Source organism: Streptomyces sp. NPDC050147 (assembly GCF_040660195.1).
Taxonomy (GTDB): Bacteria; Actinomycetota; Actinomycetes; order Streptomycetales; family Streptomycetaceae; genus Streptomyces.
In genome coordinates this window covers 166,932-187,112 of record NZ_JBFALJ010000018.1, presented here as the reverse complement: position 1 = coordinate 187,112, position 20,181 = coordinate 166,932, and the positions used below count along the sequence as shown (strand labels likewise).

General features: G+C 71.3%; 18 protein-coding genes and 1 rRNA gene. 13 read left to right on the top strand and 6 right to left on the bottom strand.

Features of this window, described 5'->3' with window-relative positions:
• The first annotated feature begins 211 nt into the window (after positions 1 to 211).
• The 3 genes from rrf (at position 212) to AB0I94_RS26435 (ending at position 2,473) form a co-directional block, all read left to right on the top strand.
• Positions 212 to 328 (top strand): 5S ribosomal RNA (gene rrf / locus AB0I94_RS26445).
• A 388-nt stretch (positions 329 to 716) separates the two neighbouring features.
• Entirely contained in the window at positions 717 to 1,751 is a 1,035-nt protein-coding gene (locus AB0I94_RS26440; RefSeq protein ID WP_363312152.1) for a hypothetical protein, read from the top strand.
• Positions 1,643 to 2,473 (top strand): hypothetical protein, encoded by an 831-nt coding sequence (locus AB0I94_RS26435; RefSeq protein WP_363312151.1) that lies wholly within the window; start codon positions 1,643 to 1,645, stop codon positions 2,471 to 2,473. The genes AB0I94_RS26440 and AB0I94_RS26435 overlap by 109 nt, the downstream gene beginning before the upstream one ends.
• 73 nt (positions 2,474 to 2,546) lie before the next feature.
• Here AB0I94_RS26435 and AB0I94_RS26430 read toward each other — a convergent pair whose 3' ends face one another.
• Entirely contained in the window at positions 2,547 to 3,824 is a 1,278-nt protein-coding gene (locus AB0I94_RS26430) for a DUF1015 domain-containing protein (RefSeq protein ID WP_363312139.1), read from the bottom strand.
• Positions 3,825 to 3,896: 72 nt separating this feature from the next.
• Here AB0I94_RS26430 and AB0I94_RS26425 point away from each other — a divergent pair, with 72 nt between their 5' ends.
• A complete protein-coding gene (locus tag AB0I94_RS26425; protein ID WP_363312138.1) occupies positions 3,897 to 4,925 on the top strand; it encodes an HAD hydrolase-like protein in 1,029 nt (342 codons plus the stop codon).
• A 428-nt stretch (positions 4,926 to 5,353) separates the two neighbouring features.
• Here AB0I94_RS26425 and AB0I94_RS26420 read toward each other — a convergent pair whose 3' ends face one another.
• From AB0I94_RS26420 to AB0I94_RS26410, 3 genes are all read right to left on the bottom strand, one after another.
• On the bottom strand, positions 5,354 to 6,187 hold the full coding sequence (locus AB0I94_RS26420; protein WP_363312137.1) for a siderophore-interacting protein: 834 nt from the start codon (positions 6,185 to 6,187) through the stop codon (positions 5,354 to 5,356).
• Positions 6,187 to 7,182, bottom strand: coding sequence for an ABC transporter substrate-binding protein (locus AB0I94_RS26415; protein ID WP_363312150.1), 996 nt, complete (start codon positions 7,180 to 7,182; stop codon positions 6,187 to 6,189). The genes AB0I94_RS26420 and AB0I94_RS26415 overlap by 1 nt, the downstream gene beginning before the upstream one ends.
• Before the next feature lie 65 nt (positions 7,183 to 7,247).
• Positions 7,248 to 8,288: an ABC transporter substrate-binding protein gene (locus tag AB0I94_RS26410; protein WP_363312136.1), complete on the bottom strand. Its 1,041-nt coding sequence runs from the start codon at positions 8,286 to 8,288 to the stop codon at positions 7,248 to 7,250.
• Positions 8,289 to 8,341: 53 nt separating this feature from the next.
• Between AB0I94_RS26410 and AB0I94_RS26405 the strand changes: the two genes are divergently transcribed.
• Genes AB0I94_RS26405 through AB0I94_RS26395 form a run of 3 tightly spaced genes read left to right on the top strand, consistent with a single transcriptional unit; the run spans position 8,342 to position 11,351 of the window.
• Positions 8,342 to 9,385 carry an iron chelate uptake ABC transporter family permease subunit gene (locus tag AB0I94_RS26405; RefSeq protein ID WP_363312134.1) on the top strand — a complete coding sequence of 348 codons (1,044 nt, stop codon included), beginning with the start codon at positions 8,342 to 8,344 and terminating at the stop codon, positions 9,383 to 9,385.
• Positions 9,382 to 10,410 carry an iron chelate uptake ABC transporter family permease subunit gene (locus AB0I94_RS26400; protein WP_363312133.1) on the top strand — a complete coding sequence of 343 codons (1,029 nt, stop codon included), beginning with the start codon at positions 9,382 to 9,384 and terminating at the stop codon, positions 10,408 to 10,410. Before AB0I94_RS26405 ends, AB0I94_RS26400 begins: the two co-directional genes overlap by 4 nt.
• A complete protein-coding gene (locus AB0I94_RS26395; RefSeq protein WP_363312132.1) occupies positions 10,407 to 11,351 on the top strand; it encodes an ABC transporter ATP-binding protein in 945 nt (314 codons plus the stop codon). Before AB0I94_RS26400 ends, AB0I94_RS26395 begins: the two co-directional genes overlap by 4 nt.
• On the opposite strand, the gene AB0I94_RS26390 is transcribed toward AB0I94_RS26395, so the two are convergent.
• Positions 11,335 to 11,682 (bottom strand): alkyl sulfatase C-terminal domain-containing protein, encoded by a 348-nt coding sequence (locus tag AB0I94_RS26390; RefSeq protein WP_363312131.1) that lies wholly within the window; start codon positions 11,680 to 11,682, stop codon positions 11,335 to 11,337. The two genes, AB0I94_RS26395 and AB0I94_RS26390, sit on opposite strands and share 17 nt — an antisense overlap.
• Positions 11,683 to 11,724: 42 nt before the next feature.
• On the opposite strand from AB0I94_RS26390, the gene AB0I94_RS26385 reads away from it, so the two are divergent.
• The 3 genes from AB0I94_RS26385 to AB0I94_RS26375 are packed head-to-tail and all read left to right on the top strand — an operon-like array spanning position 11,725 to position 13,842.
• Positions 11,725 to 12,096 (top strand): hypothetical protein, encoded by a 372-nt coding sequence (locus AB0I94_RS26385; protein ID WP_363312130.1) that lies wholly within the window; start codon positions 11,725 to 11,727, stop codon positions 12,094 to 12,096.
• Between the two features lie 7 nt (positions 12,097 to 12,103).
• The gene (locus tag AB0I94_RS26380; RefSeq protein WP_160504211.1) at positions 12,104 to 12,919 is read left to right on the top strand and encodes a TlyA family RNA methyltransferase; all 816 of its coding nucleotides are present in this window, start codon (positions 12,104 to 12,106) and stop codon (positions 12,917 to 12,919) included.
• Positions 12,916 to 13,842: an NAD kinase gene (locus AB0I94_RS26375; RefSeq protein WP_363312129.1), complete on the top strand. Its 927-nt coding sequence runs from the start codon at positions 12,916 to 12,918 to the stop codon at positions 13,840 to 13,842. The genes AB0I94_RS26380 and AB0I94_RS26375 overlap by 4 nt, the downstream gene beginning before the upstream one ends.
• 77 nt (positions 13,843 to 13,919) lie before the next feature.
• Here the strand turns inward: AB0I94_RS26375 and AB0I94_RS26370 are convergent, their stop codons facing one another.
• Positions 13,920 to 15,269 (bottom strand): ABC transporter permease, encoded by a 1,350-nt coding sequence (locus tag AB0I94_RS26370; protein WP_363312128.1) that lies wholly within the window; start codon positions 15,267 to 15,269, stop codon positions 13,920 to 13,922.
• A gap of 223 nt (positions 15,270 to 15,492) precedes the next feature.
• On the opposite strand from AB0I94_RS26370, the gene recN reads away from it, so the two are divergent.
• The 3 genes from recN to AB0I94_RS26355 all read left to right on the top strand — a co-directional run bounded on the left by recN (position 15,493) and on the right by AB0I94_RS26355 (position 20,170).
• Positions 15,493 to 17,220, top strand: a complete 1,728-nt coding sequence (recN, locus tag AB0I94_RS26365; protein ID WP_363312149.1) for a DNA repair protein RecN — start codon at positions 15,493 to 15,495, stop codon at positions 17,218 to 17,220.
• A 502-nt stretch (positions 17,221 to 17,722) separates the two neighbouring features.
• Positions 17,723 to 18,499 (top strand): hypothetical protein, encoded by a 777-nt coding sequence (locus tag AB0I94_RS26360; protein WP_363312127.1) that lies wholly within the window; start codon positions 17,723 to 17,725, stop codon positions 18,497 to 18,499.
• Positions 18,500 to 19,033: 534 nt separating this feature from the next.
• The gene (locus AB0I94_RS26355) at positions 19,034 to 20,170 is read left to right on the top strand and encodes a glycosyltransferase family 4 protein (protein ID WP_363312126.1); all 1,137 of its coding nucleotides are present in this window, start codon (positions 19,034 to 19,036) and stop codon (positions 20,168 to 20,170) included.
• Positions 20,171 to 20,181: the final 11 nt, after the last annotated feature.

Here is a 20,181-nt window from a genome sequence, read left to right as displayed (position 1 = left end):
GTTGATAGGCCAGATCTGGAAGCCCGGCAACGGGTGGAGGTGACTGGTACTAATAGGCCGAGGGCTTGTCCTCAGTTGCTCGCGTCCACTGTGTTAGTTCTGAAACAACGAACAGTTGTGTCGGCTGAACGGTTACACCACTTAATTGAAGAGTGTGCTTGTTCGCTGCCCTGTTTGAGATCCCGCTTTGCGGCGGGATATTTCATAGGGTTTCGGTGGTCATAGCATGAGGGAAACGCCCGGTTACATTCCGAACCCGGAAGCTAAGCCTCATAGCGCCGATGGTACTGCAGGGGGGACCCTGTGGGAGAGTAGGACGCCGCCGAACAATCTTTGGAGGACCCTTGGTCCCAGCGTCCACGCTGGGACCAAGGGTCCTTTTTTGTTTTGTCGAAGCGCGCCGGCTACCTGGCTGCGCGAGAATGACTGCGGTACCGAAGACTAGGAGTCACCGATGTCCACCAACTCTCCCGACGAGCGACCGGACCGCGAGCAGCGCGGCCGGGACGGTGGCGACCGGGGCGGAAATCGTGGCGGCGCACCGCGTCGCGACAACGACCGCAGCGGTGGCGGGCGTCCTCCGTTCCGCCGCGACGACCGCCCCACCTCGGGTGGCCCTCGCCGTGATGACCGCCCCACCTCCGGCGGCCCCCGCCGTGACGACCGTGGTGGCGAGCGCGGTGGCTTCCGCCGTGACGACAGCCGGGGCGGCAGCAGTGACCGTGGTGGTCCCCGTCGTGACGACAACCGTGGTGGCGACAACCGTGGTGGTCCCCGTCGTGACGACAACCGCAGCGGTGGCGGTTACCGCGGGCGTGACGACCGTGATGGTGGTGCGCGTCCTCCGTTCCGCCGCGATGACCGTTCGACTTCCGGCGCTCCGCGTCGCGACGACCGGCGTGACGGTGACCGTCCGGCGTTCCGCCGTGACGACCGTCGGGACGACAATCGTGGTGGCGGTGACCGTGGTGGTTTCCGTCGCGATGACCGCCGTGATGAGCGGCCTCGTGGTGGCGACCGTCCCGCCTTCCAGCGCGATGACCGTCGGGACGACAACCGTGGTGGCGGTGACCGTGGTGGTTTCCGTCGCGACGACCGCCGTGACGACCGCCGTGATGAGCGCCCCCGTGGTGGTGACCGTCCCGCGTTCCAGCGTGATGAGCGGCCTCGTGGTGGCGACCGTCCTGCCTTCCAGCGTGATGACCGGCGTGACGACAACCGTGGTGGCGGTTTCCGTCGCGATGACCGGCGTGACGACCGCCGTGATGAGCGGCCTCGTGGCGGTGACCGTCCCGCCTTCCGTCGCGATGACCGGCGTGACGACCGCCGTGATGAGCGGCCTCGTGGCGGTGACCGTCCCGCCTTCCAGCGTGATGAGCGGCCTCGTGGTGGCGACCGTCCCGCCTTCCAGCGTGATGACCGGCGGGATGACCGCGGTGGTGACCGTGGTGGCTTCCGGCGCGATGACAACCGTGGTGGCGGTGGTGGCTTCCAGGGGCGTGATGACCGTGGACCGCGGCGCGACGACCGTGGTGGGCGGCCCAGTGGCGGTGCCCGGGGGCGCGATGACCGGCGTGACGGCGACCGCGGTGGATACCGCGGGCGTGACGACCGGGACCGTGACCGCGAGCCGATCAAGCGGCTGCCGATCCCCGATGACATCACGGGTCGCGAGATCGACAAGGACGTGCAGCAGGAGCTGCAGAGCCTTCCTAAGGGTCTCGCTGAGGAAGTCGCCAGGAACCTGGTGATGGTCGCCAACCTCATCGACGAGGAGCCCGAGCAGGCATACGCGTACTCGCGCATCGCGCTGCGGCTCGCCTCGCGCGTCGCCGCCGTACGCGAGGCGGCGGGCTTCACGGCGTACGCGACCCAGAAGTACAGCGAGGCGCTCGGTGAGTTCCGGGCCGCCAAGCGGATGACCGGCAGTGTCGAGCTCTGGCCCGTCATGGCGGACTGCGAGCGCGGTATGGGCCGGCCCGAGAAGGCGCTGGACATGGCCGGTGCGCCCGAGGTGCAGAAGCTGGACAAGCCGGGGCAGGTCGAGATGCGTCTCGTCGCCGCCGGTGCGCGGCGTGACCTGGGGCAGATCGATGCGGCCATCGTCACGCTGCAGGGCCCCGAGCTGGGGTCGAACTCCGTCCAGCCGTGGACCGCGCGACTGCGGTACGCGTACGCCGACGCACTGCTCGCGGCGGGGCGTGAGGACGAGGCGCGCGAGTGGTTCGCGAAGGTCATCGAGTCCGACAAGGACGGCAGCACCGACGCGTCGGACCGCCTCGCCGAGCTTGACGGTGTCGAGTTCGTCGACGCGCTCCAGGGCGACACGGAAGCGCCGGTCGCGGAGCCCGCGGTCGTCGATGCCGCCCCCGTCCTGGAGGGCGAGGAGGACGAGGACGAGGGCGTCGAAGAGTACTACGACGAGGACGACTTCGAGCTGGACGACGATGGTGACGAGGACCGCAAGGCCTGAGCACTGACCTGGTAGTACGACAACGGGCGGGATCCCCTCGGGGGTCCCGCCCGTTGTCGTATGTATACGCGCGTCAGAAGTCCAGGCTGCGCAGGACCAGGCCCGATGCCGGCTTGGGGCCGAAGGACGTGGACTTGCGCGGCATCGTGACCCCCTGGCGGGCCAGGTCGCGTACGACCTCCTCGCGGACCGGGTGCATCAGGACCGCCGTACCGCCGTCGCGTTCCGCTTTCTCCACGGTCGCCTCGGTGTCATGGATGTACGCGATGTGCTCCGGGGCGTCCGGGATCTGCCAGATGTGATCCAGGAGCGTGGAGTGCAGGACCGTCGCGTCCAAGGTGCGCCAGGGCTCCGGGCGGTCGGCCGGGATCGTACGGGCCAGGAGGTCGGGGGAGGGGCGGTCCACGAGGTGGAAGGCGCCGTCACCCGCGAGGAGGAAGGCGTTGCCCTCGGCCGCCGCCTCGGCCAGGGCTTCGAGGGCGCGCGGCAGGGAGCCTTCGAGGGTGCGTACGCGGAAGGAGTCCGTGAGGGCGGTGAGGGCTTCGGAGACCGGGAGCCGGTGGAGGTAGCGGTGGATGGAGCGGACCCGGAGCGGGTAGCGCACTGTGTCCACCAAGAGGACCAGGCCGTAGTCCCACGGGCTGGATGAGGGGTGCTCGGAGCGCAGGCGGAGATTGGTCGCCCAGCGGTGGTGTCCGTCCGCGATCAGGGCCTGGTGGTGGGAGAGATCTGACTGGATCTCGGCGAGGTCGGCGGCGTCGCTCACCGCCCACAGGCGGTGGCTGAAGCCGTCCTCCGTGGTCGTCGACAGGAGAGGCTTGTTCTTCACGGTGCGCTCGATGACGGCTGACGCGCCCGTGGCGTCGCCGTTCGAGCGGTATGTCAGGAGCAGGGGTTCGAGGTTGGCGCTCGTCGCGCGCATCAGGGCCGCGCGGTCCTCCACGACGTGCGGCATGACGCCCTCGTGGGGCAGGACGATGCCGTCCTTGGCCTCGGAGAGGCGCAGTGCGCCGATGATGCCCCGCTGCAGGATGCCCGCGTCGCGCTGCTCGTAGACGTAGAGGCTCGGCTCCGGGTCGGGCGCGAGGATGCCCTCGGAGAGCCAGGCGTGCAGGGTCTCGGCCGCCTGCTGGTTGCGGGCCGCCGGTGTGGTCGCCTGGGGGAGGATCAGCCGGACGATGTTGTGCGGGTCGGCGGACTCCAGGTGGAGCAGGCCGTCGGGCCGTACGACCACGTCGTACGGCGGCGACGTCACGGCGGCGAGGCTGCCGACCCGGTCGGGGACGTAGCGCACGCCTCGGAACGGGATCAGGTCGAGGCCTTGGTCGTCGGTATGACCCGCTGTGTTCATTGCTGCATCGTATGTGTGTCAGTGGCATGAGCGATGATCGGGGGAGTGGGATCGATCGAGGAGCGATGCGTAATGAGCCAGACCGTCAGGACGCGGCCCGAAGGCAGCCGGAATGTGCTGAGTGAGGCGTATGACACGGCGCTGCTCGACCTGGACGGGGTGGTGTACGCGGGCGGTCATGCGATCGACCATGCCGTCGAGTCGCTCGGGACGGCCAGGTCCGGCGGCATGCATCTCGCGTATGTGACGAACAACGCGCTGCGCACGCCGGACGCGGTGGCCGAGCATCTGTCGGAGCTGGGCATTCCGACCGGGGCCGCGGACGTCATCACGTCCGCGCAGGCTGCGGCGCGGCTGGTGAGCGAGCAAGTCCCTGCGGGGGCGCGGGTGTTGGTGGTCGGCGGTGAGGGATTGCGGGTCGCGTTGCGGGAGCGTGGGCTCGAGCCGGTGGAGTCGGCGGATGACGGGCCGGTGGCGGTTGTGCAGGGGTATGGCGGGCCCGACATGGCGTGGGGGCGTTTCGCCGAGGCCTGTTACGCGATCGCGCGGGGCGTGCCGTGGTTCGCCTCCAACACGGACCTGACGATTCCCAGTGCGCGGGGCATCGCGCCGGGCAACGGCGCGGCCGTCGAGGTCGTACGGATCGCGACGGGCGCGGAGCCGCAGGTGGCGGGCAAGCCGTTGCCGCCGATGCACCGCGAGACGATTCTGCGTACGGGCGCCGAGCGGCCGCTGGTCGTGGGGGACCGCCTCGATACGGACATCGAGGGCGCGTTCAACGGCGAGGTGGACTCGCTGCTCGTCCTGACCGGGGTCACGGACGGCGCCCAGCTGCTCGCGGCCCCGCCCGAGCACCGGCCCACGTACGTGGACGCGGACCTGCGCTCCATGCTGACCGGCCAGCCCGAAGTGACCACGGCCGAGGACGGCTTCGGCTGCGGCGGATGGACGGCTTCGGCGCAGGGGAACGAGCTGGTGCTCGACGGCGAGGGCGAGGTCATGGACGGGCTGCGGGCGCTGTGCGCGGCGGCGTGGACGGAGGCGGGCGAGGGGAAGTGCACGCTGGACGCGGAGAAGGCGTTGTCGCGGCTGGGGGTGTAGGCCGATCGGCGGGGTAGCTCGTCGCGCTCGGTGGCGGGGCGCTGCGCGGGCGCCCGTCGCGCGTGGTTTCGCGGCGCTGGATACCGGGGGCTCGATGGCGAGGGCTCGACTCCGTGGGTTCGGCTCCTCGGGGTGTCTCGGGGAGTTGCCGATCGGCGGGGTAGCTCGACGTTGCTCGTCGCGCTCGGTGGCGGGGCACTGCGCGGGCGCCCGTCGCGCGTGACTTCGTGACGCTGGATACCGCGGGGTCGACTCCGTGGGCTCGACTCCGTGGGGGTCTTGGGCAGTTGCCGACCGGCGGTGAGTCGGCGTCCCCGGTCCCGCTCGCCCTGTTGCTGTGCCGCTCGTCCGCCCCGCCGCGAAGCCCCGCGTGGCGGTTGGTCGGGGCTTCGCGGTGGGGCTTCGTTCAGGGGCGGCGTGCTCGGAGGTCAGGCCGTCTCGTTGCGGTCGATCAGCTCGTCCGTGGTGGTGCCCTTGCGCCAGTAGCCGGAGAACGAGATCCGCTTGCGGTCGAAGCCGCGGTCGCCGACCAAGTGGCGCCGGACCGACTTGACCGTCGCGGACTCGCCCGTGACCCAGGCGTACGGAGTGCCCGACGGCAGCTCGGCGGCTCGGATCGCGGACGGCGTCGAGCCCTCCTCCGTGAGCCAGGTGATCTCGGCGTCGGCCTTCGTGGGCAGCTCCTGCTTGTCCGCCAGGTCGTGGACCTCGATCCAGACGCGGGCCGGCGTCGCGGGCGGGAGCGCCTCCAGGATGGCCGCCACCGCCGGGAGCGCCGACTCGTCGGCGGTCAGCAGGACCCAGTCGGTGTCCTGCGGCGGCCTGAAGTCGTAGGCGCCGTTCTCCTCCTCGATCGGGGCGAGCACGCCGATCCGCGCGCCGGGGCGGGCAGACCGCGCCCAGCTGGTGGCCGGACCGTCGGAGGGCGAGGGAGTCGCGCCGTGGACCGCGAAATCGACGATCAACTCGTCGGGATCGCGGCGCAGTTCACGCGTGGTGTACGTGCGCATGATGCCCCGGACGTCGGGGTCGAGGGCGCACCAGTCGGCGTACCAGTTGGCCGCGTCCCCGCTCGACGTGTCCGGCATGACGGGGGCGTCCTGCCCCGGGTGCGGCAGGAACACCTTGATGCGCTGGTCACGGCCCGCCGAGGCCATCCTGGCCAGGTCGTCGCCGCCGAGGGCCACACGGATCATGGAGGGGGTGATGTACTCGGTGCGCAGCACATGGGTGTCGAAGAAGTGGTACGGGGAGTCAGTCATCAGGTGAGCCTCTTCGACTTCTCGATGGCGGCGGCGAGTTGTTCGAGCACGGGGGCGAAACCGGCGTAGCTGTAGCGCTCCTCCATCGACCAGGGCACGGTCTGGCCGGCCTTGACGGCGGGGAGCAGCCCCCAGGTGGGTTTCTTCGCGAGCTCCTTGGGCGGCAGCGCGCTCGACCGGTTGTCCATCATGATGAGATCCGCGTCGTATTTGTCGGCGTTCTCCCAGCTGAGGAACTCCCAGAAGCCCCATTCATCGCTCTTCTTGCCCTCGACGAACTCGACGCCGAGGTCCTTGAAGTAGTTCAGGTCGCAGTAGGAGTCGGGCACGGCGACGTAGAACTGGTCGGCGTCGCCGGTCATCGCGAGGACCTTCAGGCCGCGGTTGGCCTTCGCCGCCTTGCGCAGTCGACGCTCGGCCTTGTCGAAGCGGGCCTTGGCGGCGCGCACCTTCTCCGTTCCGAGGTCCCCGCCGAGTGCCTCGGCGAGCTCGGTGTAGCGCTTGAGCGGCTCCAGGAGCGAGGCGCGGGCACCGTTGATGCCGACGGTGGGCGCGAGCGCCTCGATCTTCTTGCTGCTCTCCTCGGGCACGAACCAGAGGGCGGGCGGCGGGAACATGTTGCTGATGAGGAGGTCGGGTTCGAGGCCCGCGTACTTCTCGATGTTGAACTGGTTGAAGGACTGGCCCAGGCTCGTCAGTCTGTCGACATCGAGATCGCCCGCCTGCGGATTGGGCTTGCCGTCCACCGGCTTGGAGGGACCGAAGACTCCGGTGCAGGTGACGCCGTAGTCATGCAGGGCCGCCGCTGTGCTGATGTAGGCGACGATGTTCTTCGGTGTGTGATCCACCTTGGCGGTTTTGCCGCGGTCGTCCTTGAAGCTCCAGGGCTTGGAGCCCGCGCTCTTCTTCTCGGACTTCTTGTCGCTCCCGCAGGCGGTGAGCAGGGCGCCGAGGCCTAGGGCCCCGCCGGAGGCGAGCAGGCCGCGGCGGGACATGCCTGTGCGGGCCGCGCCTGTGGGGGCCGCGCCTGTGGGGGTGAGGAGACGGTGGGTGGTGGGCATCAGGCTGCCGCCTTCTTCGACTTGTCGACGGCTGCCGCGAGCTGCTCGATGAGCGGCGCGTAGCCGGCGTGACTGAACTGGGCCTCGTTCGACCAGGAGATGACCTGGTCCGCCCTGACCGCGGGGAGCTTCGCCCAGGTGGGTTTGGACTTCTTGAGCTCGTCCGGCTGGAGATTGCCGGTCCGTTTGTCGACAAGGATCAGATCGGCCTCGTACGTGTCGGCGTTCTCCCAGCCGAGCTCCTGGAAGAAGCCGCCCTTGGCGGTCTTCGCCGGGGTGACGAACTCGATGCCGAGGTCGGCGTAGTGGCGCAGATCGGTGAAGTCGGACGGGTTGCCCACGTAGAGCAGGTCGGCCTGCGCGGAGACCGCCATGACCTTGAGGCCGCCCCGGGACTTCGCCGCTCTCGCGGACTTGCGCAGGGTCTCCGAGGCCGCCTCGAAGCGCTTCTTCGCGGCGGTGACCCGCTGCGCCCTGAGGTCGGCGCCGAGGGATTCGGCGAGCGCGGCGAAGCGGCCGATCGCCTTCGTCAGGGAGGTCCTGCCGGTGAGGATGCCGACGGTGGGAGCGAGCGAGGTGATCTTCTTGGCGGACTCCTCGGGGACGTACCAGAGCGTCGGTGACACGTTCATGGTGCTGACGAGGAGATCGGGGCGGAGATTCGCGTACTTCTCGATGCTGAACTCGCCCCAGGTGTTGCCGATGACGGTCACCTTGTCGACATCGACGCCCGCTGCCTGTACGTCGGGTTCACCGTTCTTCAGCTTCGTCGGGCCGAAGACGCCGGTGCACTCGACGCCGAAGTCGTGCAGCGCGGCGGCCGCGCCGATGTAGGCGACGATCCTGCGCGGGCGCCCGGCGGCCTTCGCCGTCGTGCCACGGTCGTCCTCGAAGCTCCAGCCCGTGCCGCCGCGTGACGATTTCGCGTCGTCGTCGCTGCCGCCGCATGCTGCCAGGAGTCCGCCGATGCCGAGGGCGCCGCCGACGCCGAGCACACCACGGCGGGTCGGACCGGGAGGTATCGGGCGGCGGGCATGCATGGCCGTTGCTTCTCTCGTCGAAGTCAAGTGCGAGGGTAGGCTAACCTAACCTGGTGTTGGTCGACAGTCCCCCCGAAGCCAGCGCGGAGACCGCTCCCGCGCCACCCAACCGCCGCGCGATACGCAGCGCCGGGCTCGTCGTCTCGGTCTGTGTGCTGCTGCTCGTCGTCGTGGCCAGCATCGCGGTCGGTGCCAAACAGATGTCCCTCGACCAGGTCTGGCACGGTCTCTTCCAGGACACCGGAACGTACGGCGATGTCGTCGTCGGAGAGCGGCTCTCGCGGACGCTGCTCGGCGTGCTCGTCGGCGTGGCCCTCGGCCTCGCGGGCGCCGTCCTGCAGGCGCTGACGCGCAACCCGCTGGCCGATCCGGGACTGCTCGGCATCAACCTCGGCGCATCGGCCGCCGTCGTCACCGCCATCAGCTTCTTCGGTGTCACGTCGCTGAGCGGCTACGTGTGGTTCGCCTTCACCGGAGCGGCAGTTGTCGGCGCCGCCGTCTACGCGCTCGGCGGGACCCGCAACGCGACGCCCGTAAGACTCGCGCTCGCCGGTACCGCGCTCAGCGCCGCGCTCTACGGCTATCTGCAGGCCGTGATGATCACGGACAACGCCGCGCTCAACAAGATGCGCTTCTGGACGGTCGGTTCCCTGGCCTCCGCCAAGAACGAGACCATCCTCCAGGTCCTGCCCTTCCTCGTGATCGGCATCGTGCTCGCCCTCAGCCTCGCCCGGCCGCTCAACGCCATGGCCATGGGCGACGACACCGCCCGCGCGCTCGGCGCCCATCTGAACCGCACCCGCGCCCTGTCCATGGCCGCCGCGACGCTGCTCTGCGGGGCGGCCACCGCGGCCTGCGGGCCCATCATGTTCGTCGGCCTGATGGTGCCGCACATCGTGCGCTCCTTCACCGGGCCCGACATGCGCTGGATCCTGCCGTACGCGGCGATCCTCTCGCCGGTGCTGCTGCTCGGCGCGGACGTCGTCGGGCGCATCGTCGCGCGCCCCGCGGAGCTGCAGGTCGGCATCATCACCGCGTTGATCGGCGCTCCGGTCTTCATCTTTCTCGTACGACGGCGGAGGCTGGCTCAGCTGTGAAGGCGATACGCACCCGGGGCGGGCTCAGCTTCCGTCTCGACGTCCGCACGGCCGTGGTCGTCGCCGTGCTCATCCTGGCCGCGCTCGTCGCGAGCGTCGTCCTGATCGGCACCGGCGACTTCCCCATCCCCGCCGCCGACGTCATCCGCACCCTGCTCGGCAACGGGGACGCCGGGCAGGAGTTCATCATCAACGACCTCCGCTTGCCGAGGGTCCTCGTCGGTCTCCTCGTGGGGGCCGCGCTCGGGCTCGGCGGCGCGATCTTCCAGTCCATCTCGCGCAACCCGCTGGGCAGTCCGGACATCCTCGGCCTCGGGCAGGGATCCACCGCGGGCGCGCTCATCATGATCGTCCTCTTTCAGGGCAGCGCGGTGCAGGTCGCGGGCGGCGCGCTCGTGGGCGGTCTGGCGACCGGCTTCGCGATCTACGTCCTGGCCTGGAAGCGGGGCGTGCACGGCTTCCGGTTCGTCCTGGTCGGCATCGGCGTCTCCGCCTTCGTCACCGCGATCAACGGCTATCTGCTCACCAAGGCGGACATCGTCGACGCCGCCCGCGCCGTCGTCTGGATGACCGGCTCGCTCAACGGCCGTGACTGGGAGCAGGTCTGGCCACTGCTCGTCCTGTGCGCGATCCTCGTACCGCTCGTCATGACGTACGCGCGTCCGCTGCGGATGCTGGAGATGGGCGACGACGTCGGGTACGCGCTCGGCGTGCCCGTCGAGCGCACCCGCATCGTCCTGATGGCCTCGGCCGTGCTGCTCACGGCCGCCGCCACCGCCGCGGCGGGACCCGTCAGCTTCGTCGCGCTCACCGCGCCGCAGCTGGCCAGGCGGCTCACCCGCTCTCCGGGGCCGAACCTGCTGCCCGCGATGTTCATGGGCGCCACCCTGCTGATCGTCGCGGACTGGGCCTCGCAGCGGGCCTTCGGCGCCGACCAGCTGCCCGTCGGCGTCGTGACGGGCGTGCTCGGCGGCATCTACCTGCTGTGGCTCCTTGTCATCGAGCGCAAGGCGGGGCGGATATGAAGACGCGTACGGCCACGGAGAAGACGCGCACGGCCATCGACAGGACGCGCACGGGCACCGATACGAACACCTCTGAGAGCACCGACAGGCAGGAGCGTGCCGCAGTGAACCGGCTCATCGCGGACGACGTGACCCTTGGCTACGACCAGCGCGTCATCGCGGAGAAGTTGTCCGTCGAGATACCCGACAACTCCTTCACGGTGATCGTCGGCCCCAACGCCTGCGGCAAGTCCACCTTGCTGCGCGCCCTGTCGCGGATGCTCAAGCCGTCGGCGGGCCGTGTCCTGCTGGACGGCAACGTCATCCAGTCGATGCCCGCGAAGAAGGTGGCGCGAACGCTGGGCCTGCTCCCGCAGTCGTCCATCGCGCCCGACGGCATCACGGTGGGCGACCTGGTGGCGCGTGGCCGCTACCCCCACCAAGGGCTCCTTCGGCAGTGGTCGCCGGACGACGAGCGGATCGTGGGCGAGTCGATGGCCTCGACCGGTGTCGCCGAACTGGCTGATCGCTATGTCGACGAGCTCTCGGGCGGCCAGCGCCAGCGCGTCTGGATCGCGATGGCGCTCGCCCAGCAGACCCCGCTCCTGCTCCTGGACGAGCCGACGACGTTCCTCGACATCCAGCACCAGATCGACGTGCTCGATCTCTGTGCCGAGCTGCACGAGGAGCAGGGCCGCACGCTCGTCGCCGTCCTGCACGACCTCAACCACGCGGCTCGTTACGCCACCCACCTCATCGCCCTGCGCGACGGCGAGGTCATCGCCGAGGGCGCGCCGGCCGACGTCGTCACGACGGAGCTGGTGCGGGACACCTTCGGGATGGACTGCCAGATCATCGACGACCCGGAGACCGGGACACCGCTCGTGGTGCCCGCGGCGCGGCGGGGGCGCAAGAAGTCCGGCGCGGGCGCCGGGATCGCGGGGGCTAGAGCAGCGACCTGAGGCGGAGCAGATCGCGCAGGCCCGCCTCCAGCTTGACCCGGCCGGAGGCCCAGGCCTTCGCGAAGTTCAGCTCGCCGTCGACCATCCCCACCAGGTCGTCGCCGGACATGGCGAGGCGGATCTCGGCCTTCTCGCGAGGGGCGCCGGGATGCGTGTCGAGCACCGTGATCCGGCCGTTCTCGAGACGGCCCGTGAAGGTCACGTCCAGATCGGTGATGCGGCAGCTCAGCGAGCGGTCGAGCGCGGCGGCGCCGCGCACGCCTCCCTCGGCGCCCGCGAGGTTGTCGCTGAGTCTGTCCAGTGCCGTGCGGCATTCTTCGATCGTCGCCATCGTGATCGACGGTACCGCAGCGCTTCGCGGTAGCGTCGGGGCATGAACGACTCGACGCCGGGCCCCGGGCCTGAGCCGGTGGAGCCCGAAGCCGCCGCAGAGCAGGCGGAGGCGTACGACCCCGAGCCGGAGACGCATGTCCCCGAGCCGGAGGCGTACGACCCCGTGGGGCCCGCGCCTCTCGGAGTGGAGCGTGTTCCGACCGGTGACGCGGAGGTGGACGGCCTGCTCCGGCGTCTCGGCGATGCCGACCACCTCGCCACGGACGGCCACATCGAGGTGTACGAGGATGTACACCGGGGACTGCGTGACGCGCTGACCGCGCTCGACGCTCACCCCGGGCCGCCGGCGCCCTCCCCCGCGGGGACGCCCACGGCTTCGTCCCAGCACTCATCCCCGTACAACAGGAGCTGAACAGAACGTGGCAGGAGTGGCACGCCGCCGCCTCGACGCCGAGCTGGTCCGGCGCAAACTGGCGCGCTCGCGCGAGCACGCCAGCCAACTGATCGCCGCCGGGCGGGTGACCGTCGACAAGAACACCGCGACGAAGCCCGCGACGCAGGTGGAGACCGCGGCGGCCATCGTGGTCGCGAACGACGACAGCGATCCCGACTATGTCTCGCGCGGCGGCCACAAGCTGGCGGGCGCGTTCGCCGCGTTCGTCCCGCAGGGGCTTGTCGTCGAGGGGCGGCGGGCGCTCGACGCCGGCGCGTCCACCGGCGGCTTCACCGATGTGCTGCTGCGCGCGGGCGCCTCGGGCGTCGTCGCCGTGGACGTCGGTTACGGCCAGCTCGCCTGGTCGCTGCAGAGCGACGACCGGGTCACCGTCAAGGACCGTACAAACGTACGGGAGTTGACGCTGGAGGCGATCGACGGCACCCCCGTCGACCTGGTCGTCGGCGACCTGTCGTTCATCCCGCTCGGCCTGGTGCTGCCCGCTCTCGTGCGCTGTGCCGCCCCGGACGCCGATCTGGTCCTGATGGTCAAGCCGCAGTTCGAGGTCGGCAAGGAACGCCTCGGCAGCGGCGGAGTGGTGCGCAGCGCGGCGCTGCGGGCCGATGCCGTGCGCGGGGTGGCGCGCCAGGCGTGGGGGCTCGGACTCGGTGTGCGTGGCGTGACTGCGAGCCCGCTGCCCGGACCTTCCGGAAATGTCGAGTACTTTCTGTGGCTGCGTGCCGGGGCGCCCGAACTCGACCCGGCGGACGTTGACCGTGCCGTGGCGGAGGGGCCCCGTTGACTCAGACCCGAGTAACTCAGAGCCAGAACCGAGCTCGTACTGTTTTCCTGCTCGCGCACACCGGCCGGCCGGCCGCCATCCGCAGCGCCGAACTCGTCGTCCAGGGGCTGCTGCGCAGCGGTATCGGCGTGCGGGTCCTGGAGGTGGAGGCGGCCGATCTGCCGCTGCCGCCCGAAGTCGGCACGGTGAAGGAGGCCACTCCCCAGTGCCTCGACGGCTGTGAACTGCTCGTCGTGCTCGGCGGCGACGGCACGCTGCTGCGCGGCGCCGAGTTCGCACGGGCCTCCGGGGTGCCGATGCTCGGCGTGAACCTGGGCCGCGTCGGCTTCCTCGCCGAGGCCGAGCGCGACGACCTCGACAAGGTCGTCGACCGGGTGGTGACGAGGGCGTACGAGGTCGAGGAGCGGATGACCATCGACGTCGTCGTGCGCAGCAACGGCGACGTCGTGCACCGGGACTGGGCGCTGAACGAAGCCGCCGTGCAGAAGATGTCGGCCGAGCTGATGCTCGAGGTCGTCCTGGAGATCGACGGGCGTCCGGTCACCGGCTTCGGCTGCGACGGCATCGTGTGCGCGACGCCGACCGGATCCACCGCGTACGCCTTCTCCGCGGGCGGGCCCGTGGTCTGGCCGGAGGTGGAGGCGCTCCTGATGGTGCCGATCAGCGCCCACGCCCTGTTCGCCAAGCCCCTGGTGACGTCCCCGGACTCGGTGCTCGCCGTCGAGGTCCAGCAGCACACGTCGCACGGGGTGCTGTGGTGTGACGGCCGGCGGACCGTCGAACTGCCGCCGGGAGCGCGGGTCGAGGTGCGCAGGGGCGAGGTGCCGGTGCGACTCGCTCGGCTGCACCACGCCTCGTTCACCGACCGGCTCGTGGCCAAGTTCGCCCTGCCGGTGTCGGGGTGGCGGGGGGCACCGCAGTAGCGCTGCGCCGGGGGCGGCGGATCCGGCTGCGGGTTCGGTGTTGCTGAGGCGCTGTTCCCCGCGGCCCTGCGGGGCGCTCACGTCGTCTGCACCACGGTGATCGCTCGGCGCCGCATCACGGTCGCCACCGGAATGCCGGTGGCGAGCAGGGTGAGGAGCAGGGTGCCCGCCGCGATCCCCACCGGCACACCCCACGGCAGGTACGGAACCGACGAGCCGAAGGCCGTGCTGAGGATGGGGGCCAAGGTGCCGAGCGCTATCGCGGTGCCGAGCAGCAGCGCCGTCCCCGCGACGACCACGGCCTCCCAGGCCGCCATGGCCCGCACCTGGGCCCGCCTGCTGCCCACCACGCGCAGCAGGGCGACATCGCGGCGGCGCTCGAAGGAGATCATGGCCAGGGTGTTCGCCGCGGCGATCGCGGCGAAGCCCGCGTAGAGCCCCGTGCCCACGTAGTCGAGCCAGACCTCGCCCGTGCTGCCCGCCGACCCCGTGTGGTGTTGCGCCGTGGTGTGCATGCCGATCTTGGTGAGGCCGAAGCCCACGACCAGGACGAGCGGCACGACCGCGGCGGAGAAGCGGCGGGGCTGCGAGCGGACGTTGAGCATGGCCAGACGCGCACTGCCGCCGAACCGGCCCACCAGCGCGGAGACCAGCCAGGCCGCGGGCCCGATGATCCGCGGGCCGAGGAGCCCCGCGCCGACGCAGAAGAGGATCAGGACGAGGAAGGCCCCCTCGCCGGCCTCGTCCGCCGACTGCTTCGACAGCAGCACGGACAGGGCGCAGGCCCCCGCGATCGCGATCACGCCGAGCGGCGCCCTGAGCATGCCCAGGCCCCGCCGCCCGGTCGCCGCCTCGCTCAGGGCGCGGGCCGGGCGGAGCAGCGAGAACCGCAACGCCGAGAGGAATGCGGCGAGCGTCGTCGTCACCACGGCCACGCCGAGGCACACCGGCAGGGCGACCCAGCCGAACCGGAAGTCCGCCTCGGCCGGGAGCAGGCCGTGCGACACCATGCCCGCGTGCCACCACCGCGCTGCGAAACCGCCGAGGACGAAGCCGGCCAGCGCCGCCGGGATCGACGCGGCGAGGGCCTGACCGGCCACCGCCCGGCGGATCTGGCGGGGCCTGGCGCCGATGGAGCGCACCAGGGCGAACTCGCGGTGCTGCTGCGCGACGGCCGTGCCCATGGTCGACGCGACCACGAATATCGACATGTAGATCGATCCGATGAGCAGGACGAGGGCCATGTCCCCGACGCCGTTCTCGGTGATCTGCCGGCGTGCCCCCGCGGAGAGTCCGTCGGTGCCCGTCGTGCCGAGCATCATCGTCGACGCGCTGACGACGGTCGCCGCGAAGAGGGCGGCCACCGCCGTACCCACGAACGCCGGGCGATGCGCGCGCAGCGCTGCCTGTGCCAGTCCCGTTCCCATGCTGATCATGGTGGGGTGCCGGGTCTTCCGGGCACCAGGAGGCTGGCAGGAAGATCGTGGTGGGGTAATCCCCACCCCGGAGAACCCCCACCTCCTGCGGGTGACAGCGTCCGTTCGGTCCCCCTTTGCCACCTGCGTCTTCGTGGAAGGAAGAGGGAAGGAGGCCAGCCGCCGTCGCACACCTGGCCCAGGACCTCGTAAGGTCGTGTCCGTGTTGGAGGAGATGCGGATACGGTCGCTCGGAGTCATCGACGACGCGGTGGTCGAGCTGTCGCCGGGGTTCACCGCCGTGACCGGCGAGACCGGTGCGGGCAAAACCATGGTGGTCACCAGTCTTGGCCTGCTGCTCGGCGGACGTGCGGATGCCGCCCTGGTACGGATCGGCGCCAAGGCGGCGGTGGTGGAGGGGCGGATCACTGTGCCCGCGGACGCCGCGGCTGCCGTGCGCGCGGAGGAAGCGGGGGCCGAACTCGACGACGGGGCGCTGCTCATCAGCCGTACGGTCTCGGCGGAGGGGCGCTCCCGTGCGCACCTCGGCGGCCGTTCGGTGCCGGTGGGTCTGCTGTCCGAACTCGCCGACGATCTCGTGGCGGTGCACGGCCAGACGGATCAGCAGGGCCTGCTCAAGCCGGCCCGGCAGCGCGGGGCCCTCGACCGGTACGCGGGCGACGCGGTCACCGTGCCGCTGGCCAAGTACACGGCCGCGTACCGCAGGCTGCGGGCCGTGACGACCGAGGTCGAAGAGATCACGACGCGTGCGCGTGAGCGGGCCCAGGAAGCCGACCTGCTGCGCTTTGGCCTCGACGAGGTCGCGGGCGCCGAGCCGCGGGCGGGCGAGGACACCGAACTGGCCGCGGAGGCCGAGCGGCTCGGCCACGCGGAGGCTCTCGCCTCGGCCGCCACGTCCGCGCACGCCGCGCTCGCGGGCAACCCCGAGGACCCGGAGGGCGTCGACGCCACGACGCTGGTGGCGGGCGCCCACAGGGCTCTCGAGGCGGTGCGTTCCCACGACCCCGCGCTGGCCGCCCTTGCCGAGCGGATCGGTGAGATCGGGATTCTGCTGGGTGACGTGGCGGGCGAGCTCGCGGGTTACGCCGACGACCTGGACGCCGATCCCCTGCGCCTCGCGGCGGTGGAGGAACGGCGGGCCGCGCTCACCCAGCTGACCCGGAAGTACGGCTCCGACATCGATTCCGTGCTCGCCTGGGCCGAGGAGGGGGCCGCGCGGCTCACCGAACTCGAGGGCGACGACGACCGCCTGGCGGAACTCACCGCCGAGCGGGACGCACTGCGGGGCGAACTGGCGGGGCTCGCGCAGGCGTTGACCGACGCGCGCCAGGAGGCCGCGTCGCGGTTCGCGGCGGCCGTCACCGCCGAGCTGGCCTCCCTTGCGATGCCGCACGCGCGCGTGACGATCGACATCACCAGTACGGAGGTGCCGGAGGGCTCGGACGGTGTGCCGGTGGACGGGCGCTTCGTCGCGTACGGCCCCGCGGGCGTGGACGAGGTGGAGCTTCTCCTCGCCGCGCATCCGGGCGCCCCGCCGCGGCCGATCGCCAAGGGCGCGTCCGGCGGTGAGCTGTCGCGCGTGATGCTCGCCGTCGAGGTCGTCTTCGCGGGCACGGACCCCGTGCCGACGTACCTCTTCGACGAGGTCGACGCAGGTGTCGGCGGCAAGGCCGCGGTCGAGATCGGCCGCAGGCTCGCCCGCCTGGCCAAGTCCGCGCAGGTCGTGGTCGTGACACATCTGCCGCAGGTGGCGGCGTTCGCCGACCGGCAGCTGCTGGTCGAGAAGACGAACGACGGAAGCGTCACGCGCTCCGGGGTGCAGGTGCTGGAAGGTGAGGACCGGGTGCGTGAGCTGTCCCGGATGCTGGCGGGCCAGGAGGACTCGGAGACCGCCCGGGCACATGCGGAGGAGCTGCTGGCGACGGCTCGGGGGGACGGGTAGCGGGGTCGCGGGCGGGGGCCTTTGCGGGCGGGGGCGCTTTTTGCGGGCGGGGGCGCCTTCAGCGGGTATGCCTTGTGTACCGCCGGTCACCGGCTTCGCCGTGTTCGTCCTCAAGCGCCGGACGGGCTGGAATTCGGGGCGTCTCCAGTGGGCAGGCATTGGGTCGCGTCGGTCACTGGCTTCGCCGTGTTTGTCCTCAAGCGCCGGACGGGCTGGGGTCTGGGTGTCTCCTGTGTGCAGGCATTGGGTCGGGTTGGTTGCCGGGTTCGCCGTGTTCGTTCTCAGACGCCGGGTGGGTTGGAGTTTGGGGCGTCTCCTGTGTGCAGGCCTTGTGTCGGGCATTGGGTCGCGTCGGTTGCCGGGTTCGCCGTGTTCGTCTTCGAGCGCCGGGCGGGCTGGAATCCGGGGTGCCTCCAGTGCGCATGCCTTGCGTAGCGTCGATCGCCGGGTTCGTCCTCGGATGCCGGGCGGGATGGAATCCGGCCCCCGTACCCTGATTCACATGATCACCCGCAAGCCCGCCCGACGCCTCACCGCCCTCCTCGCCGCTGCCGCCGTCACCCGGGCGGCCACCACCGTGCTGCGTTCGCGTGCCCCCGGCGGTCCCGACCGCTGGCAGCGGAGGAACTACGCGGGGCGGGCGGTTGAGTTGTACGCCGGGCCGGCCGCCGCCCTCGGTGCGGCGGCCGGGGCCGTGGCGCTGCCCGCGAGGACCCGCGCCGCCGCCGCGCTCGCCGTGCTCGGGGCAGGGGCCTGCGGGGCGTACGACGACACGGCGGGGGAGGGCGATCCGCGCCGGGGTTTCCGTGCTCACCTGGGCGCGCTGCGGGGCGGCGAAGTGACCAGCGGGGCCGTGAAGTTGTTCGGGGTCTCGGCGGCGGGGCTCGCCGCGGGCGCACTGCTCAAGGAGCGGCCGGTGGACAAACTCCTCGCGGGCGTGGTGATCGCGGGCACCGCCCACTTCGTCAACCTCGTGGACGTACGCCCGGGAAGGGCCGCCGGAGCTGTGGTCGCGCTGGGGACACCAGGGCTGTTGCGCCAAGGCGCCGCCGGGGTCCTTTCCGCCACCTCGGTGGGAGCCGCGGCGGCCGTCCTGCCGGACGACATCGGGGAGCGCGCCATGATCGGCGACGCGGGAGCACACGCCTTGGGCGCGGCACTCGGCCTTGCCGTCGCCGCGGGCAACGGCCGCGCGGGGCTCGCCGTTCATGCGGCGGGCGTGGTGGCGGCAGCCGCGTACGGCGAGAAGGTCAGCGCGATTGCGGGAAGTCGGGCCTAGGGCTCGGCTGGGCTGCCGGCGGCTGTGGCTTTCCAGCAGCACGACCCCGGCAGCAACATCCACGACACGACACGACACGACACGACACGACACGACACGACACGACACGGGCGCCGGGTCCGACCGCGCATCCCCGCGCCGTCGCGTTAAGGGGGAGCGCCTCATGGTGGGGGTGTGGGAGCGCCTTTTTTGTTGGCGGTGCTTGGCCTTGACGTTGTTGTGGCCGCCGGGCTGATGCGTGGCTCTGGCCCTGTCAGGGCCTGCCGTTTTCGTGGGCTGATGCGTGGCCCGCGGCGGAGTCCTGTCGTGCCCGGGATTTCGAAAGCCTTCCGCCCGGCAGGACGTCGCTGCGAAGATGCGGGGGCCGTAAGCCGTTCGCGGTGCCGAAACCTCGTTGTCCTCACCCGTGTGGGTGATCCGGATCAGGGAGTTGCCCGCCCCGACACGGAAGAGACCTTTCAGCGGTGCCGGAACGTCCGTACGGACTGGCATCCTTGGCGCAGCCCCCGACGCCTACCCAGGAGCCCCGGCTACGTGAGCCACGTGAGCAGCCACTCACCGCGCGGTCAGACCCCGATGCACACGGTGCAAGTCCTGGGCGGAGGCAGCGCGAGCAGCAGTGCACACGTCAGGTCGCTCGCCGGGGGCCTCGCGGCGCGGGGCGTACGGGTCACGGTGTGTGCCCCCACGGAGGCGGCCGACGCCTACGACCTGACGGGCACCGGCGCCCACCACGTCCACGTACCGCGCAGCAGCGACCCCGCGTCCGTCGCCTCCCTCCGCCTGGCCTGTGCCGACGCCGACCTCGTGCACGCGCACGGTCTGCACGCCGCACTCCGCGCCACCCTCGCGCTCACCGGCCGCAGCACCCCCCTCGTCGTCACCTGGCACACGCGCGCCCACGCGGAAGGCGCGCGCGCCCGCGTCCTGCGCCTCCTGGAGCGGCGCGTGGCCAAGGCCGCGGCCGTGGTCCTCGGCACCTCCTCCGACCTCGTCGACCGCGCACGCGGCAGGGGGGCGCGGGACGCCCGCCTCGCTCCCGTCACGTTTCCCGCGCCGCGGCCGGTGGCCGGGGCGGCCGAGGACGCCGAGGGGCTGCGCCACAAGGCCCTCGCCGAACTCGGCGTCTTCGGGCGGCCGTTGATCGTCACCATCGGCACGCTCGAACGGCAGCGGGGCTACGACATCCTCCTGGAGGCCACGCGCGCGTGGCGCCACCTCGACCCGCAGCCGCTCCTCGTCATCGCGGGCGAGGGGCCGGAGCGCGGCGCCCTGCAACGCCGTATCGAGGGCGAAGACCTGCCTGTCCGGCTCGTCGGGCGGCGCGACGACGTACCCGAGATGCTTGCCGCGGCCGATCTCGTGGTGCTGCCCAGCAGTTGGGAGTCCCGCTCCGTGCTCGCCCAGGAGGCCCTGCACGCGCGCGTGCCGCTCGTCGCGACCGCTGTCGGCGGCATCCCCGAACTGGTCGGCGACGCCGCCGTGCTCGTCCCGTACGGCGACCCCGAGGCCCTGGCCACCGCCGTCACGCGCCTCCTCGCCGATCCCGCGCTCAGGGAGCGTCTCAAGGACAGGGGCACGGCCCAGGCGGCGACGTGGCCGACCGAGGACGAGACGGTCACCCAAGTCCTGGGCGTCTACGACGAGTTGACCCAGCCCTACGGCATGTAGCCAAGGGCGGC